Below are 16,381 nucleotides of genomic sequence, written 5' to 3' on the forward strand. Positions count from 1 at the left end.
ATAAATGGTCAAAGGTCATGTACATTCACTAGAAACATTTGGTACGGTTGATGGTCCCGGCATCCGCTTCGTGCTGTTCATGCAGGGATGTCTGCTGAAATGCCAGTACTGTCATAACCCTGACACCTGGGCACTGGATGGCGGGAACGCAATGTCACTGGAAGAGGTGATCGCTGAGATTGAGCCTTATATTCATTATTATAAGAGCTCTGGTGGAGGCTTGACTGTCTCTGGCGGTGAACCTACGCTTCAAGCGGCCTTTGTTACTCAGCTGTTCCGCGAGGTCAAGGATCGCTGGAATCTGCATACGACGCTGGATACGAACGGATTTAATGATATGGATCGTATAGATGAGCTCCTTAAGGTAACGGATCTTGTGCTGCTCGATCTGAAGCATATCGATAATGAGAAGCATGAGCGCCTGACAGGCAAATCGAATGTAAGAATGCTGGAGACGGCACGCTGGTTATCGGAACATGGCAAGCAGATGTGGATCCGCCATGTGTATGTTCCTGGCATTCATCATGATGAGAAGGATCTGCTTAATCTGGGCAGGTTTATAGGAACACTGGATGGAGTAGAAAAATTTGAGATTCTTCCCTATCATCAAATGGGAATTTATAAATGGAAGCTGCTAGGCAAAGAATATCCCCTTGAGGGTGTCCCCTCTCCTGAACAAGCGGAAATAGACCGTGCTTATCGTCTCATTGAGACGGGACGCAAGGAAGCAAGCAAGATCGAAATTTGATAAACGTGTCGTAATAACGAACTCCCTTCTAACATGAGAAGGGAGTTTTTACGTATTTTTCGAGGATTTTATCCCTCGATCTTTAAATTGTAGTCCTATCGGACACACAGCAATGTTTTTATAATGAAAATTGTAAAGCAAGTAAGTTACATACAATACAAGCTCATAGAAAGCGGGGGCAAACGAATGTTGAAGAAAAAGTTTGGTTCTATGATGTCGTTAATGCTGGCAGTGTCACTGACACTGGCAGGCTGTGGAGGCAGCACTAATACGGAAACACCTGCTGCGGAGCCTGGAACGTCTGGCGAAACACCGCCGGCAGCTTCGGCTGAGCCGTTTGAAATGACACTTCGGCATACGCAGGTCGGTGCGGACAAGGAACGCCGGCTTGCGATCCTGCAGGACGTGGTTAAGAAGGTGGAGGGGGAAGTCGAAGGCGCATCTTTTACCCTGGATGGAGTTGATTCTGACGTTAACCGCAAAGAAAAGCTGCGGGGCGAAATGGCTGCAGGTAATCCGCCGGATATCTTCGACCTGTTCGGCAGCCCAGATGCGAAGGTATACGCCAAAGAAGGCATGCTTCTCAATCTGACACCGATTCTTGAAGAGCTCGGAATTCAGGATAAATTCTCTTCACTTGAGCCGTTCACTTATGAAGGCAATGTATATGGTCTGCCGGTCGGAGGATCTGGCGAAGGGTTTTTCTACAACAAGGAATATTATGAGTCGAAGGGATGGCAGCCGCCGGCTACCTTTGCCGAATTTGAGCAGCAGCTGGCTGATATTAAGGCAGATGGCAAAGTGCCGCTGGCTGGAGCTTCGAAGGCAGGCTGGGTACCTCTTATGCTGACGAACCATCTCTGGTCGCGATACGCAGGCTCTGATATTACAAACAAGTTTGTTACCGGCGAAGCGGCTTGGACCGATCCGGGTGTTGTCAAGGCCTTTGCTAAGCATCAGGAATGGGTTGATAAAGAGTACTTCAAGAAGGGCGAGCTTGGATTTGAGTATGCGGAATATACGACGCAGTTCACGAGCGGTGAAGCTATCCTGATGTATGACGGTACATGGAAATCCTCCGTATTCAAGGAAGGGCAGTCTGGTGAAGGCTTGATCGGAAAGGTTGGATTCTTCAACTTGCCTCCTGTTGATGGAGGAGTCGGAGACCAAACCTCTCTCATGCGCGATGTGAATAACGGATATGGCTTTGCAGCTTCGGTTGCGGACGATCCACAGAAGCTCGCAGCAGTGAAATCCTTCATCAAGAATATGTTTAATGAAGAAATGCAAATTAGAGGTCTGGTTGAAGACGGTGTACTGCCGGCTATGAAATTCGATGAAGCTGTACTAACCGAAAGTATTACCGATGATTTGATGAAGGAGATCGTTGCTGTCCTTAATGCTTCCGCTACTTCTTTCCCTGCATTTGACTCGCTTGTTCAAGCGGATGTAACGACTGAGATCAGTAATATTCAGATTCAGAAGCTGATTGGCGGCCAAACGACCCCTGAGCAAATGGCAGAGGATCTGCAGAAAGTTCAAGAAGAAGCAAACGCAGCAGTGGAATAAAGAGGCTTAAGCACCGTTACCATTCATAATCGTGATCAGCATAAAACGATAAAATAACAGGACTGCTTACCCCGGATCAGCGTCCGGGGTTTTTTTACACACTAATATGGTATGAGACTGTACATTATTGGCTCTTCCATGGGAGGCTGTTGGCACATGAACAAATCACTCAAGAACCCTTGGGTATACTCCATGTTTATATTACCTGCCTTGATATTGTTTATATTGTTTTTTATTTATCCGATCTTGAATTCGATATACTACAGCTTTACCAGCTGGAATGGCGTATCTGAGAATCCGAAATTTATTGGGTTCGAAAATTATATAAAAGCATTTGGAGATGAGAGATTCTGGGAGTCGGCATTGAATAACGGATGGTTTATTCTTTTTTCGTGCGGTATTCAGGTTCCGCTGATTGTGCTCTTCTCTCTTCTCATTGCGAATGTGAAGCGGCTTAAAGGCCTTTACAAAACGGCGGTGTTCCTTCCCTCCATTATGTCTACAGCAGTTATAGGGATTCTGTGGGGCTTCATCTATGAACCGAATATCGGCTTGTTCAATCAGATATTGGGGTTGTTTGGCATCGAGCCGATCTACTGGCTGTCAGACGAGAAATACGCGATGTTCTCCATCCTGCTGACAAATGCCTGGCAATGGACTGGCTTCTACATCATCATGGTTCTCGCAGCGATTCTCGCCATTCCGCGTGATCTGGATGAAGCAGCTGAGATTGATGGAGCAAACCGGCTGCAAAGAGCATTATCCATAACACTGCCGCTCATCAAGCCTATCATTTCTGTTGTCATTATGCTGTCGATTGCAGGTGCAATGAAGGCAGCAGATATCGTCATTGTCATGACAAAAGGCGGTCCAGCCGGGTCCACAGACGTGCTAGCAACCTACATGATCAAATATGCGATCACGAATTTTAAATACGGCTATGGAAATACCATCGCTGTCCTTATCTTTGTATTTACACTCATTCTGACGGCTCTCTATCAAGTCATGATCGCCCGCCGAAGTGAAAGGATTGAATACTAATGATGCGAACCTTGAGTAAATCAATCCCCCATGTATTTCTGCTCAGCTACTTGCTTGTAATTCTATTTCCATTTCTATTTGTCATCTTCTCATCCGTCAAGAAGGATAACAATGCGATTGCGCTTAATCCGTTTGGCATCCCGCAAGAGTTTGCATTTGAAAATTATGTAGAAGCCTGGGTTAATGCCAAGATCGGAACGTACTTCTTTAACAGCTTATATATTTCAATCCTAGCCTCGGTGGTATCCATCTTGCTTGGCGCGATGTTTGCCTTTGCGGTAACAAGAATGAAGCATGGAAAATGGAACGCTGCCTTCTTCAGCCTGATCCTGGTCGGCATGCTCATTCCGAACAACTCCCTGATGCTGCCCATCTATCTGCTTGTCCGCAAGCTGGGTATCCTGGATACGCATCTCGCGCTCATCATTCCTTATATTGCAAATGCGCTTCCGTTTACGATTATTATACTGGCTGCTTTTATGCGTTCGCTCCCAAGTGAAATCGAGGAAGCTGCCGTTATGGACGGGTTGAGGGCACAGGGGATATTTGCTAGAATAGTGTTACCTCTAACCATTCCAGCGATCGTTACGGTATTTATCGTTAACTTTCTTGGCAACTGGAATGAATTTCTTCTAGCCAACTACTTTTTATCCACGGACACACTTCGTACCCTGCCTGTAGGAATGGTGCAGTTCAGAGATCAGTACCAGATGAACTACGCCCAGATGTCAGCGGGAATTGTCTACAGTGTCGTGCCGGTTATCATTATTTATTCCATTTTGCAAGAGCAGATCATTGAAGGTGTAACCGCAGGTAGCGTCAAAGGGTGACGAGACTTACGCTTATGCTCTTCGACCGGGGAGAAATGCGTTCTTGAACTTGCGTAGCAAACTTGTCGTGGCGTTTCTGGCATTGATCATCATCCCGATGTGTGTCATGGGCTTCGGAACCTTTCTCGTGACATCGAGTACAATTGAGAAAAAATACAGCGAGCAGGCTGAGTATGCGCTGAAGTCGATCAGCTACAGCATCGAAAGCGTGTTTCAGGAAATGAACAATGTAACAGACAATGGAATTGCTACGTCTGTGTTTCAGATGGCGCTTGAATCCGAGAAGCCCGTGAACCTTGGGGAGAGCGATCAGCTCTATCTGAATGCGAGTCAGCGGAATTTTCGCAGCATGCTCTATAATTATCCCGCAATCAGCTATGCATTTCTCTATAATTTGGAGTATTCCGCCAGGGAGAGGATTGTCTCTATTTTTACGAAGGAAGACTTCAAGGCACTGCCTTTCGGGGAGTTTACCAACCATCCGCTCTACAATCAAGTGAAAGAGTTAAATGGTGTGCCTCTGTGGATTGCTCCGCTGGAGCATCCGGAATTCACGGGCTATGAGCCTGTATTTACTCAAATCAGGCTTGTAAAAGAGCTGAGTTTTTTCCAGAACATTGGTGTTCTGGTCGTGCAGATCAAGAATTGGGAAATTGACCGGATCTTCCGTAATCTCAGCATGAGCGGGAATCAGGATACGGAATTCATGATGGTGAACCAAGACGGGCTCGTTGTATATGACCCTTCCGGTTTTTATATTGGACGATACATGTCGGAGCTGATGAGCGAGACCTTTGCAGGCGGGGACGGATATCGCAGCAGCAGGCTGAATTTCGATGGAACAGAGAGCATCCTGTCTCAATACCAGATGAAGGGATATCCATGGCAGCTTGTCTCTGTAACTGAATGGAACTCCTTGGCGAAAGAAACGAATCAGCTGGTCAGCTGGTATGTGATTATTATTATATGCTGTCTATTTGCCGCCCTTATGTTCAATGTCTTTTTTATGAATCGGATTACCGGAACGATTGCAGTCCTTGTACGCTTTATGCGCAGAGTTGAAGATGGGGATTTGAGTGCAAGGATTGAGGGCAAAGGCTACGACGAGCTCCAGCTGCTGGCACAAGGCATCAATGATCTTATGGACAAAATCAGCAGCTTGTTCCGCAGAGTCAAGGCCGAGCAGATGCAGAAGACAAGAGCCGAGCTCCGGGTGCTGCAGGCCCAGATCAAGCCGCACTTCTTGTTCAATACACTAGAGTCCATTAATGGACTTGCGCTTCGCGGGGAACGAAGGAAGGTCAGCGAGATGGTGAACAGGCTGGCTAGCATTTTACGTATCAGCATTCAGGATGTGGAAGAAATTCCGATCAAGGAGGAAGTGAAGCATCTCGAGAACTACTTGGCGATTCAACAATACAGGTTTGCTGAGCTGTTTGAATATGAGATTGATATTCCTGAGAAGCTTGAATCCTTTCCTATTCTTAAGCTTACCCTGCAGCCCCTTGTCGAGAATAGCATTCAGCATGGGTTTGAAGGAATTGATTACGTTGGATTCATCCGGGTAACAGCATGGGAAGATATGGGAAGAGTTGTGCTTGAAGTGCAGGATAATGGAATCGGGATGGCTAACACCGTCCTTGAACGGTTCGAATACATGGCGAAGACGACGGAAATGGAGGATGAACCGATATCACCGGCCATGTCTGAACGTCGTGGTCTTGGAGTGCGGAGTGTAGCCGACCGAATTCGCATTCAATATGGAGAACATTACGGTATATTTATCTGTTCTGCGAGTGGGGCAGGAACGACAATCCGGTGTGTGCTGCCCAAAAACGATTGGGGGGATTCGTCTTGGAATTGAGTGCGCTGCTAATTGATGATGAACAGCCTATACTTGATAACTTGAAGGAGTTTATTGATTGGGAATCGCTCGGAATCAAGGTGGCTGGAGCTGCCCGTACCGGAAATGAAGCGTTAGAGCTGAGTACCCATGTTCAGCCTGATCTCATATTATGTGATATTCGAATGCCTGTCATGGACGGACTAACATTCATTGAACAGTATCGGATAAGAGGCGGGAAAGCAGAGATTCTGCTGCTTACCGGCTACCAGGAGTTTGAATATGCGAGACTTGCATTGCAGCAAGGCGTTCGTGAATACATATGCAAGCCGATCGATTATTTTGAGCTGGAGTCAACCATTGGCGCACTTGCAGTCCGTATCCGCAATAAGAAGCAGCAGGAGCAGCAGGGCACGGTGCGAGAGCTGTATATGAGCAAGTGGATTCGTCGAAAATGGCTGCAGGAAGTATTGCTTGGTGAATCCCATAGTCCCAATCCATGTGAAGATGTGAAGTCAACCGCAGGTGGAAGTCGTTATACACTCATCTTGCTCGTTGCACAGGATTATTTCCTCAATTCCTTGTTATGGTCAGAAGAAGAGCGTAAGCATTGGCATGAGTTGGTTGGTGCAGTAATCGACGATCATTTGGCGGCTTCAACGCCAGCAGGAGAAGTAATCCAGACGCGGGATGGAGAATGGTGTATTGTTATTGAACATGATTCCTCCTTGTCTGAGTCTACTTCCCGTGTCCCTGATCCTGACTTACTCGAAGAGCTGGAACGTAGGTTTACAGATGCATCTGGCATGGCTGCAGAATTGTATGCTTCCGGCAAGAAGGTCTTTGATTACATGCTGGCCGAAGAATATAGAGATGCCCAGCGGGCGCTGATGATGTCTGAGCATTCAGGCACAAGGATTGCAAATATTGATGAGCAGGAGTCAGGCGAAGAGCTTGAATGGATGTCTCGTGTATGGTCGGATCGGTTGACCCTGGCGGTGAGGCAAAAAAATAAAAATGAGGTTACATCGGTGCTGAAGCAAATTTACAGCTTGATGTGCACCGACAAAGGGAGTAACAACGGCAAGGCCATCAAGTATTTCCATTACATTGTTGTTCTCATGCTCCGTGATATGCACGAAATGAAGCTGCTGAAGACAGAAGCAGAAGAACGGATCTGGAATGTGATGTTACAAACGCTTACACTCCGGGAATATTTTGAGCTGTCACTTACCTTGGCAGAAGCTTGTGCAAGCGAGCTGCCGAGGCGCACGGCAGGAGAGCTGGTGGCTACCGCAAGGGATTATATCGCGGCAAGGCTGGATAAAGATCTGGGTATTGAAGAGATGGCAGACCAGCTTGGGATCTGTTCAAGCTACTTCTGCCAGCTATTCAAGAGCCATTTTGGTGTCACTTTTGTTGAATATGTAACGAGAGAAAGGATGGAGTCTGCGAAAGCCATGCTCACCGGAACAGATCGGAGCATCGCTTCGATTGGAGCTGCCGTGGGGTATCGGGAACGGAGATATTTCTCAAAAGTATTTCATAAGTATTATGGAATGAAGCCTTCTGAATTTCGTGAGATGGCAGCCAAGACAAACTGAACTCTTCCAAATCATAAGTAAATGGCGACATAAGAGCAGCGTTTCCGACTTAGGGGATGTTGCTTTTTGTCATTTTTTAGAATGTGTAGAGCAACTTTTTCAGTATAACTGCGTCTAATAATGAGACATGCATCGTGATACAACTAAGTGATTAGAAGGAGTCGAGGAATGAATTTCAAGAAATTATCTATTCTCACCGTCTTTGCCGTTTCACAGGTACTGATGGCTTTTCCAGTGAGTGCACAATCAGACACAGCAGAAGTTCAGCAGGGACAAGCACTTGATCAACAAGCAGCAAGTGTGCAAGAAACCCTGTCCCAAGATGTTAAGAATGACGAGAGTACTTCACACACCAATAACGAAGTGAAGCAGGACACAGAAGCCGCAGAAGGATCCGTAAGCGGAGCTCAGGACATATCTGATGAAGCAGAGCTTCCAGATGATTCTCAAAGTGATGAATCCTCTGAGAAAGACCAGGCTTCACTTCCCGAAGAGGATTCTATAGAGTCGGATGCTGTAGAGCAGCAGCCGGTTTCACAGCAAACTGCTCAGGAGACAAGCTCGGTCAAGGCAAATACAGCAGCGAATACAGCTGTCAGCGCGAGCCAGCTGATCTTATTTTATAATAGCAGCAAGATGATTCAGGACGGTGTTACTTACTACGCTCCACAGCCGATGGTTGTGAAGAGCGGTGTTTCCTATGTGCCTATTCGCGCATTGGTTGATCGAGTCGGATACAAGGTATCATACAATTACAGCACCAAGGAAACGCTGATCATCCAGGGCAGCAACGAACTTCGCTTCAAAACGAACAGCAGCAGCTATACGGTTAACGGCGTTTCGAAGAGCATGAAGGGCGCTTCCTATCAGACGAACAATACATTTATGGTACCGCTGACATCCATTACCCAAGCACTTGGCATAACCTACAGTGTGGATAACATCAATAAACGGATTATTCTGAACCTGTCGAGTAAGCCGCTTGCTAAATTCAGCATTCAGCCGAGCAAGGTGTACGCAGGAGATCAGGTAACTTATGTAACAGCTCCTTATTCTCCGAAAGGTCTTGCGATCATTAATGAACGCTGGGAAGGCAGACAGGATGTATTTGAATCAGAAGGGAACTATACGGTCAGCTATTATGTTCAGGATTCAAGCGGTACATGGAGTGATGCCTATACCGTTACCATTAATGTAGAACGGCCGAATCAGCCGCCGATTCCGATGTTTACAACAGATAAAGAAGAATATAAGATGGGCGAGCTGATTACGTACAAGGACGAGAGTACAGATGACGAGTATATAGTAGATACACAGTGGGACAATAATGCAGCAGCGTTTTTCACACCTGGACCCAAGACGATTCGATTAACGGTTACTGATAATAAAGGGGCAAGCCGGACTTACGAAAAAACGATTATTATCACAAACGAAACGTTGTACACGCTCAATGAGTTTAATCGTCTCTTTACACCGGTTGGGGAGGAATTTGCCTTTGACGGTTCGATTGTCCCGACCTGGGATAAAGTGAGTTATACGTACACGGATCAACCAGGCACACTGATACGAAGCAATAGTCCTGAAACGGTAACCCGTGAAGGGATTCTATATCAGGATCGTGCCGTCGGCAACACGAGATTTTTGCTTCACCATCTCAATAACACCGGCAAAAAAGTGAAGATGTACGTGGTCGCAACGAACAACAACTCGGCTACAGCTACACTTCGCACAGAGAATCTAGGCTTCGCAGGTCCGACCAACATTGCACAGGCTGCAGGCAAAAAAGCGGTGCAAAGATATTTTGAAACGATGCAGGATGGTTCAAAGTGGTCGACTACTCAGCTGAAGCCGGGAGAGAGCAAGCTGATCCTTACCGATCTGAGCATGTCGAGTCTTGGCCAGAGTCAAATTATTTCACTGTATTCTGATGTTTACAGCAATTATCCAATTGACTACAAAGTCATTATGATTGATGAGAAGCTGGATCCGCTGTCTGCAGTGAAGAAGCTGCCGGTTCTTGATCGGGATGGTGTTCATAACCGCGGAACTTATGATAATCCAACTCGCATCATCAGATACAGCGAGACAATTGGCGAGAAGTCACAGCGGCTTGTGATTGGGGATAACAAGGATGACCCGAACGTGGCCGGCGTGGATCCGATGGTAGGGGTAACAGCCTCCAACTCGGGTAACTTCGGTGTCCTGTACAAGATCACACTGGACTCCGTAGCTCCTAATACACTGATCTCCTTTAATCCTCGCGGAGGAACCTATTCGGGCTATGCGATGGTGAATGGAATGCTCATACCTCTGGCGAAGAGTGGAGGAGTAAGTGCTCCGAATGAGCAGGTTGTATTATACCGAACAGGCAGCTATGAGCAAAAGGTCGAAATCTGGTTCACTGCTGCGCCGGCAAGCAGTCTTCCAATCAATCTGTTGTTTACGGCATTGCCGCAAATAGAGGAGTAAGAATTCATTCATACAAGAAAAGAGCTCTACATCAGAGTTCTTTTTTTGTTACGTTTGTGTCGAATACGAATCAATGTACTATACGTGTTCGTTGACGTGACTCTTGATTTCAGGCATTATAAGGGTATGACACAAATAGGTATGACAGGAGGGTTAAGAGTCATGCTGTCCACGGATCAAATTATTGAAGCTATGTCCGGTCAAGGACTTCGAATTACAGATCAGCGCAAGACGCTGGCAAGGCTTTTTGCCGAATCAGAAGGTTATTTGTCACCAAAAGACGTTTATGAATATATGGGCAAATCATACAGCGGACTAAGCTTTGATACGGTCTATCGCAACTTGAGAGTCATGCAGGAGCTCGGCGTACTGGAGCAGGTTATTTTTGAAGACGGGGTTAAATTCAAAGCTTCATGCAGCAGCGGTCATCACCATCATCATTTGATATGTCTGAACTGCCAGAAGACACTGCCGATCGAGTTTTGCCCGATGAATCTTACAGACACGCCGGATCAATTTCAAGTTGTTGAACACAAGTTTGAAATTTTTGGATATTGCAGAGAATGTCAGACTGAAGGCAAAGGCTATAAGAGTACGAAGAAGCCTGCTTCCAAAGGTCATTAATAATGAAGCCTGCTAGATTCATCGCGAAGGCTCCGGTTCAGTTCTATCGCAAATTCATCTCACCACTGACGCCGCCCAGCTGTCGTTTTTATCCGACCTGTTCTGCTTATGCACTCGAAGCCATTGAGGTGCACGGTGCAGTGAAGGGATCACTCCTTGCGGCGAAACGGATAGCGAAGTGTCATCCTTTACACCCGGGGGGAGTGGACCTCGTCCCTCCCAAGAAGGGCAGTGAAGGAAATACGCCTTCATAGGCTGCGGAACCTTGACATTGATGCTGCCGTTTTGTATGATTTTTCTGAATAAGCTCAATATTATAGATGTACGCATATTTTTCCTATGAAGGGATAAGTACGATCATGCATGCTTTAGTACAGAGAGCCGGGGGAGCTGCAAGCCGGTCTGAAGCAGAGTTCGGAAAATGGTCCTGGAGGAACTGCTTTCGAGCCATATCCGTCCTAGTAGATGGAAGGTAAGGGAGCGGCGCATGCCAGCGTTAGCGGGCACAGTTAAGCAATGAGCTTGACTGGTATGAGCCTGATTTCTTACTTGAGTGTGAAGTGATCAGGGAATTTGGGTGGTACCACGTGAGTGTAACAGACTCTCGTCCCATATGGGATGAGGGTCTTTTTGTGTTGTTTTTACATGGTACCGCAATCCCTTGATTACATATTAATCATTAGGAGGCATACAAAAGTGACAGACAAAAAAACATTCTACATTACAACACCGATTTACTATCCAAGCGACAAGCTGCACATCGGTCATGCTTACACTACAGTAGCGGGAGATGCGATCTCAAGATATAAGCGCCTAAGAGGCTATGAGGTACGTTACCTGACAGGTACAGATGAGCATGGTCAAAAAATCGAGCAAAAAGCGAAGGCAGCAGGCAAAACACCGCAGGAATTTGTTGACCATATTGTCGCAGGAATTCAGGATTTGTGGAAAAAGCTTGATATCACAAACGATGATTTCATTCGGACGACAGAGCCGAGGCATACATCCGTCGTTCAGGACGTGTTTGAGCGACTGGTGCAGCAGGGCGACATTTATAAAGGGGAATACGAAGGCTGGTACAGTATACCTGATGAAACCTATTACACGGAAACACAGCTGGTGGATACCGAGAAGGATGCGAATGGCAAAATTATTGGCGGAAAAAGTCCGGACAGCGGTCATCCCGTCGAGCTCGTCAAAGAGGAAAGCTATTTCTTCAAAATGAGCAAATATGCAGACCGGCTGCTTCAATATTATGAGGAAAATCCGGATTTCATCCAGCCTAAATCCCGCAAGAACGAAATGATTAACAATTTCATCAAGCCGGGTCTTGAGGATCTGGCTGTATCCCGTACAAGCTATGAATGGGGAGTTAAAGTATCCAGTGATCCTAAGCATGTGGTCTACGTATGGATTGATGCACTGCTGAACTACATTACCGCTCTGGGATATGGCAGTGAGGATGCTTCCTTGTACGATAAATTCTGGCCGGCAGATGTTCATCTGATGAGTAAAGAAATCGTCCGCTTCCACACGATATATTGGCCGATTATGCTGATGGCGCTGGATCTTCCGCTGCCGAAGAAGGTATTTGCCCACGGATGGCTGCTGATGAAGGATGGCAAAATGTCCAAATCCAAAGGGAATGTCGTTGATCCCGTGACACTGATTGACCGCTACGGACTGGATTCCCTGCGTTACTACCTGCTGCGTGAGGTACCTTTTGGATCGGATGGTACGTTTACTCCGGAGAGCTTCGTAGAGCGTGTTAACTCGGATCTCGCGAATGACCTCGGCAATCTGCTAAACCGTACTGTGGCGATGGTGCACAAGTATTTTGACGGCAAAACGCCTGCATACCTATCCAGAGTAACTGAATTTGACAGCACGATTGAAGAGCTTGCGCTGAGTACTGTGGAGAAAGTGGAAGAGGCGATGGAGAATCTGGAATTCTCTGTAGCACTGACACTGATTGGTCAATTCATCAGCCGGTGCAACAAATATATTGATGAAACTCAGCCATGGGTGCTTGCTAAGGATGAGGCAAAACGCGAGGAGCTTGCTTCCGTTATGGCCCATCTGGTGGAGAGCTTGCGTGTAGCATCCATCTTGCTGCAGCCGTTCTTAACTCAGGCTCCGCGCAAAATTTGGGAGCAGCTTAACATTCAGGAGGGAGAGCTTACAAGCTGGGACAGCACCAAGCAGGCAGGATTGGTTCCAGCAGGAAATGAGCTTCGCAAGGGTGAGCCGATCTTCCCGAGACTTGATGTAGAGCAGGAGGTTGCCTATATTGCGGGTGCTATGTCAGGCGGAACCAAAGCAGAGCCAGCCAAAGCGGTAGAAGCCGCAGCAGAAGCAACGGAAGGACTGCCGGAGATCGGAATTGAGGACTTTGCCAAAGTAGAGCTGCGTGTTGCTCAGGTTACCGCGTGCGAGCCGGTGAAAAAGGCAGATAAGCTGCTGAAGCTGCAGCTTGATCTCGGTTATGAGCAGCGTCAAGTAGTATCGGGTATTGCGAAGTTCTATACGCCGGAAGAAATGGTAGGCAAGAAAGTCATTTGTGTGACGAATCTGAAGCCGGTGAAGCTGCGCGGCGAATTGTCTCAAGGGATGATTCTCGCTGCCTCTCATGGAGATCAATTGACTCTGGCTACGGTGCCTGAAAATATGCCGAACGGGGCAATCGTGAAGTAACCCCCTTTTTAATGAGTTATGAAATGGGTGCATCCTGCACATAATCTTAAAAAGAGGATTTTAAGCTTATACAATGAAGAGCGTTCCTTTTAGGGAACGCTCTTTTTTTCAGTAAATAGTATTGACAATCTTGGGAGGGATGCTATACTACTATTTGCTAGTAATCATTACGATTACGATTAAATAGATGCGGAGGTCATTATGAAATATAGTTTGACTGGAAAAAAAGTGCGGAATATGGCCGGGGGAGTATTACTTAGCGCTATCATGTTATTTACAGCCGCTTGTGGCAATGATTCAAACGGCAGCTCTCAAGGGCAGATTGAGGAAGATAAGTTCAACGTCGTTACGAGTTTTTATCCAATATATGAATTTGCTAAGACGATAGGCGGGGAAGATGCGAATGTAATCAATTTGCAGCCAGCAGGAGTAGATCCTCATAGCTGGACTCCACGCAGTCAGGATATCGTCAATACATCCAATGCAGGACTGTTTCTGTACAATGGTGCAGGACTTGAAGGATGGGTACCCAACTTCTTGAAGGGACTCGACAGCGATTCTAATGTGAAATCTGTAGAAGTAAGCGAAGGGATCGAGCTGATCGATTCAGAAGGTCATACCCATGATCATGCAGCAGAGGAAGCTGCTGATGAGCATGCCCATGAAGGCGAGGAGCACGCTCATGAAGAAGAGCATGCACATGAAGGTGAAGAATCTCATGAAGAGGAGCACGCTCATGAAGAAGAAGCTCCAGCTTCAGATGATGGTCATAATCATGGTTCCACCGATCCTCATACTTGGATAAGCCCCAAATCAGCTCTGATCATGGCAGAAAATATTAAGGACAGCCTAGTTGAAGCAGATCCTGAGCACCAAGCAGGTTATGAAGAACGCTATGAGGGTCTTAAACAGGAGCTAGAGGATCTGGATGCCAAATTTACAGAGGAGCTCGCAAAAGTACCCAATAAAGAGATTGTAGTATCTCATCAAGCATTTGGTTATCTTGCACGAGATTACGGACTGACTCAGCATTCGATCATGGGGTTATCTCCTGATGCAGAGCCAACGGGACAGGACATTGTGAAGCTAGCTAATCTCGTTGAAGAAGAAGGAATTAAATATATCTTTTTTGAAGAGCTGGTATCGGATAAGCTGGCCAAGACACTTGCTTCAGAAGCGGGTGTACAAACGATGGTACTCAATCCGGTTGAAGGATTGACTGAAGAGCAGCTGCAGAACGGAGAAACTTATTTTACTCAAATGGAGAAAAATTTACAAAATTTAATCACCGCTTTAAAATAAGCGAAGATAATGCTAGGATGATAATAGATTGAACTTGAAATAAAGGATGGAACGTCGATGCAACCAGCTACAGCACTATGCCATGATCCAGTCCTTGAGCTTAACAATCTATGTTTTTCTTACGGTGAACAACAGGTAATTAAGGATCTGAATCTTACCGTGAAAGAACGAGATTTCGTAGGAGTGATTGGTTCGAATGGAGCGGGAAAAACGACGCTGATGCGAATGCTTGTTGGACTGCTGCCCCAAGGATCCGGTGATATTCGGATGTTTGGTACACCGATCGCCAAATTTAAGGACTGGGAACGAATTGGATATGTACCGCAAAAAAATGCCTTTAATCCACTGTTTCCGGCTACAGTAAGAGAAGTCGTACAGTCTGGGCTGTACAACAACAAAAACATATTCCGCAGATTGAGTCAGAAGCATAAGCAGCAATGCGATGATGCGCTTGAAGTCATGCGGATTCAGGATTTGGCTGATAAGAGAATTGGCCAATTGTCTGGCGGTCAACAGCAGCGTACTTTTTTGGCCCGGGCGCTCATTAACCGTCCAGATTTGCTCATTCTTGATGAACCTACAGTAGGTATTGATGCGGAGACGCAGGCAAGCTTCTTCGAGCTGATCACGCATATGCATCAGCATCATCATATGACCTTCTTAATGGTATCGCATGATATCGATATGATTGAAGGTTATCTCGGAAGTGAGCCGGATCAGCAGAACGGCAAGATCAAGTTCTATGTTCGCCATTCACATGATCTGGAGAACTGTGCTCAGACTGATTTACAGCATACATTGTTATAAGGGCCGAAGGAGTCGTGGAAATTGGAAATATTAACGAGTGAATTTTTTCAGCGGGCGCTGGCTGGCGGGATACTGATCGGTATCACAGCCCCGCTGATTGGTTTGTTTCTTGTGCTTCGCAGATTATCGATGATCGGGGACACCTTGTCGCATGTAACCATTGCGGGGGTGGCCCTTGGCTTTTTGCTGGGGGTATATCCGATTGCGGTTGGACTTGTCTTTGCGGTCTTAGCCTCATTTGCCATAGAGAAGCTGCGTAAAGCCTACAAGAGTTATGCTGAATTATCGATCGCCATTATTATGTCCGGGGGAGTAGCGCTGGCTTCTTTATTCTTTACTCTTGGTAAAGGCTATAATGGGGACGTAATGAGTTATTTGTTTGGTAGTATATATACATTGGATATGACGGATTTGACGGTTGTTGGAATCGTAACGGTTATTGTTATTGCTGTAGTGTCTATTTTTCATAAGGAGTTCTTCCTTCTAAGCTTTGAGGAGGATGCCGCTGCCGTTACCGGACTTCCTACAAAATTGTTGAACATGCTGCTTACCGTGATGACAGCACTGGTAATCAGTACAGCTATTAAGATCGTCGGAGCGCTGCTTGTCTCGGCACTGCTGACCATACCGGTTGCCGTCAGTCTCTTGATTGCGAGAAGCTTCAGATCTTCCATTATATTATCTGTCATTATTTCGGAAATTGCCGTTATTGCAGGACTTATCATTGCAGGGGTATGGAATCTCGCTCCTGGAGCAACGATTGTTCTCTTGCTTATTGCGATGCTTATTGTCATTATGCTTGGTAAAAAAGGAATTCGGGCTTAAGATATTTATCTTACCCGAATTCTTT

General features: G+C 46.3%; 13 protein-coding genes and 1 other annotated feature. All 13 genes read left to right on the plus strand.

Annotated features, from left to right (window positions below; genetic code table 11):
- The first annotated feature begins 4 nt into the window (after nucleotides 1–4).
- The 13 genes from pflA (at nucleotide 5) to TCA2_RS07920 (ending at nucleotide 16,356) form a co-directional block, all read left to right on the plus strand.
- Complete coding sequence (gene pflA, locus TCA2_RS07865) at nucleotides 5–748, plus strand: pyruvate formate-lyase-activating protein (RefSeq protein WP_047911021.1); 744 nt, start codon at nucleotides 5–7, stop codon at nucleotides 746–748.
- 186 nt (nucleotides 749–934) lie between these two features.
- A complete protein-coding gene (locus TCA2_RS07870; protein ID WP_047911022.1) occupies nucleotides 935–2,317 on the plus strand; it encodes an ABC transporter substrate-binding protein in 1,383 nt (460 codons plus the stop codon).
- Nucleotides 2,318–2,473: 156 nt separating this feature from the next.
- Nucleotides 2,474–3,358 carry a carbohydrate ABC transporter permease gene (locus tag TCA2_RS07875; protein WP_047911023.1) on the plus strand — a complete coding sequence of 295 codons (885 nt, stop codon included), beginning with the start codon at nucleotides 2,474–2,476 and terminating at the stop codon, nucleotides 3,356–3,358.
- A gap of 2 nt (nucleotides 3,359–3,360) precedes the next feature.
- Entirely contained in the window at nucleotides 3,361–4,188 is an 828-nt protein-coding gene (locus TCA2_RS07880) for a carbohydrate ABC transporter permease (protein ID WP_047911242.1), read from the plus strand.
- Nucleotides 4,189–4,231: 43 nt separating this feature from the next.
- On the plus strand, nucleotides 4,232–6,052 hold the full coding sequence (locus tag TCA2_RS07885) for a sensor histidine kinase (RefSeq protein ID WP_047911024.1): 1,821 nt from the start codon (nucleotides 4,232–4,234) through the stop codon (nucleotides 6,050–6,052).
- Nucleotides 6,043–7,635 carry a response regulator gene (locus tag TCA2_RS07890; protein WP_047911025.1) on the plus strand — a complete coding sequence of 531 codons (1,593 nt, stop codon included), beginning with the start codon at nucleotides 6,043–6,045 and terminating at the stop codon, nucleotides 7,633–7,635. Before TCA2_RS07885 ends, TCA2_RS07890 begins: the two co-directional genes overlap by 10 nt.
- Nucleotides 7,636–7,803: 168 nt before the next feature.
- The gene (locus TCA2_RS07895) at nucleotides 7,804–10,104 is read left to right on the plus strand and encodes a copper amine oxidase N-terminal domain-containing protein (RefSeq protein ID WP_047911026.1); all 2,301 of its coding nucleotides are present in this window, start codon (nucleotides 7,804–7,806) and stop codon (nucleotides 10,102–10,104) included.
- A 162-nt stretch (nucleotides 10,105–10,266) separates the two neighbouring features.
- Nucleotides 10,267–10,728, plus strand: coding sequence for a Fur family transcriptional regulator (locus TCA2_RS07900; RefSeq protein WP_047911027.1), 462 nt, complete (start codon nucleotides 10,267–10,269; stop codon nucleotides 10,726–10,728).
- Between the two features lie 2 nt (nucleotides 10,729–10,730).
- Nucleotides 10,731–10,982: a membrane protein insertion efficiency factor YidD gene (yidD, locus tag TCA2_RS26540; protein WP_081872308.1), complete on the plus strand. Its 252-nt coding sequence runs from the start codon at nucleotides 10,731–10,733 to the stop codon at nucleotides 10,980–10,982.
- 76 nt (nucleotides 10,983–11,058) lie between these two features.
- Nucleotides 11,059–11,343 (plus strand) — a binding site (T-box leader).
- 81 nt (nucleotides 11,344–11,424) lie between these two features.
- On the plus strand, nucleotides 11,425–13,422 hold the full coding sequence (metG, locus tag TCA2_RS07905; RefSeq protein ID WP_047911028.1) for a methionine--tRNA ligase: 1,998 nt from the start codon (nucleotides 11,425–11,427) through the stop codon (nucleotides 13,420–13,422).
- 201 nt (nucleotides 13,423–13,623) lie between these two features.
- Nucleotides 13,624–14,724, plus strand: coding sequence for a metal ABC transporter solute-binding protein, Zn/Mn family (locus TCA2_RS07910; RefSeq protein ID WP_081872309.1), 1,101 nt, complete (start codon nucleotides 13,624–13,626; stop codon nucleotides 14,722–14,724).
- 57 nt (nucleotides 14,725–14,781) lie between these two features.
- Entirely contained in the window at nucleotides 14,782–15,531 is a 750-nt protein-coding gene (locus TCA2_RS07915; protein ID WP_047911029.1) for a metal ABC transporter ATP-binding protein, read from the plus strand.
- Between the two features lie 21 nt (nucleotides 15,532–15,552).
- Entirely contained in the window at nucleotides 15,553–16,356 is an 804-nt protein-coding gene (locus tag TCA2_RS07920; protein ID WP_047911030.1) for a metal ABC transporter permease, read from the plus strand.
- Nucleotides 16,357–16,381: the final 25 nt, after the last annotated feature.

Source organism: Paenibacillus sp. TCA20 (assembly GCF_000732325.1).
GTDB classification, from domain to species: domain Bacteria; phylum Bacillota; class Bacilli; order Paenibacillales; family Paenibacillaceae; genus Paenibacillus; species Paenibacillus urinalis.

Coding starts and splice junctions, on each gene's coding strand:
- pflA (WP_047911021.1), top strand. CDS start 5: ATGGTCAAAGGTCATGTACATTCACTAGAAACATTTGGTACGGTTGAT.
- TCA2_RS07870 (WP_047911022.1), top strand. CDS start 935: ATGTTGAAGAAAAAGTTTGGTTCTATGATGTCGTTAATGCTGGCAGTG.
- TCA2_RS07875 (WP_047911023.1), top strand. CDS start 2,474: ATGAACAAATCACTCAAGAACCCTTGGGTATACTCCATGTTTATATTA.
- TCA2_RS07880 (WP_047911242.1), top strand. CDS start 3,361: ATGCGAACCTTGAGTAAATCAATCCCCCATGTATTTCTGCTCAGCTAC.
- TCA2_RS07895 (WP_047911026.1), top strand. CDS start 7,804: ATGAATTTCAAGAAATTATCTATTCTCACCGTCTTTGCCGTTTCACAG.
- TCA2_RS07900 (WP_047911027.1), top strand. CDS start 10,267: ATGCTGTCCACGGATCAAATTATTGAAGCTATGTCCGGTCAAGGACTT.
- yidD (WP_081872308.1), top strand. CDS start 10,731: ATGAAGCCTGCTAGATTCATCGCGAAGGCTCCGGTTCAGTTCTATCGC.
- TCA2_RS07910 (WP_081872309.1), top strand. CDS start 13,624: ATGAAATATAGTTTGACTGGAAAAAAAGTGCGGAATATGGCCGGGGGA.
- TCA2_RS07915 (WP_047911029.1), top strand. CDS start 14,782: ATGCAACCAGCTACAGCACTATGCCATGATCCAGTCCTTGAGCTTAAC.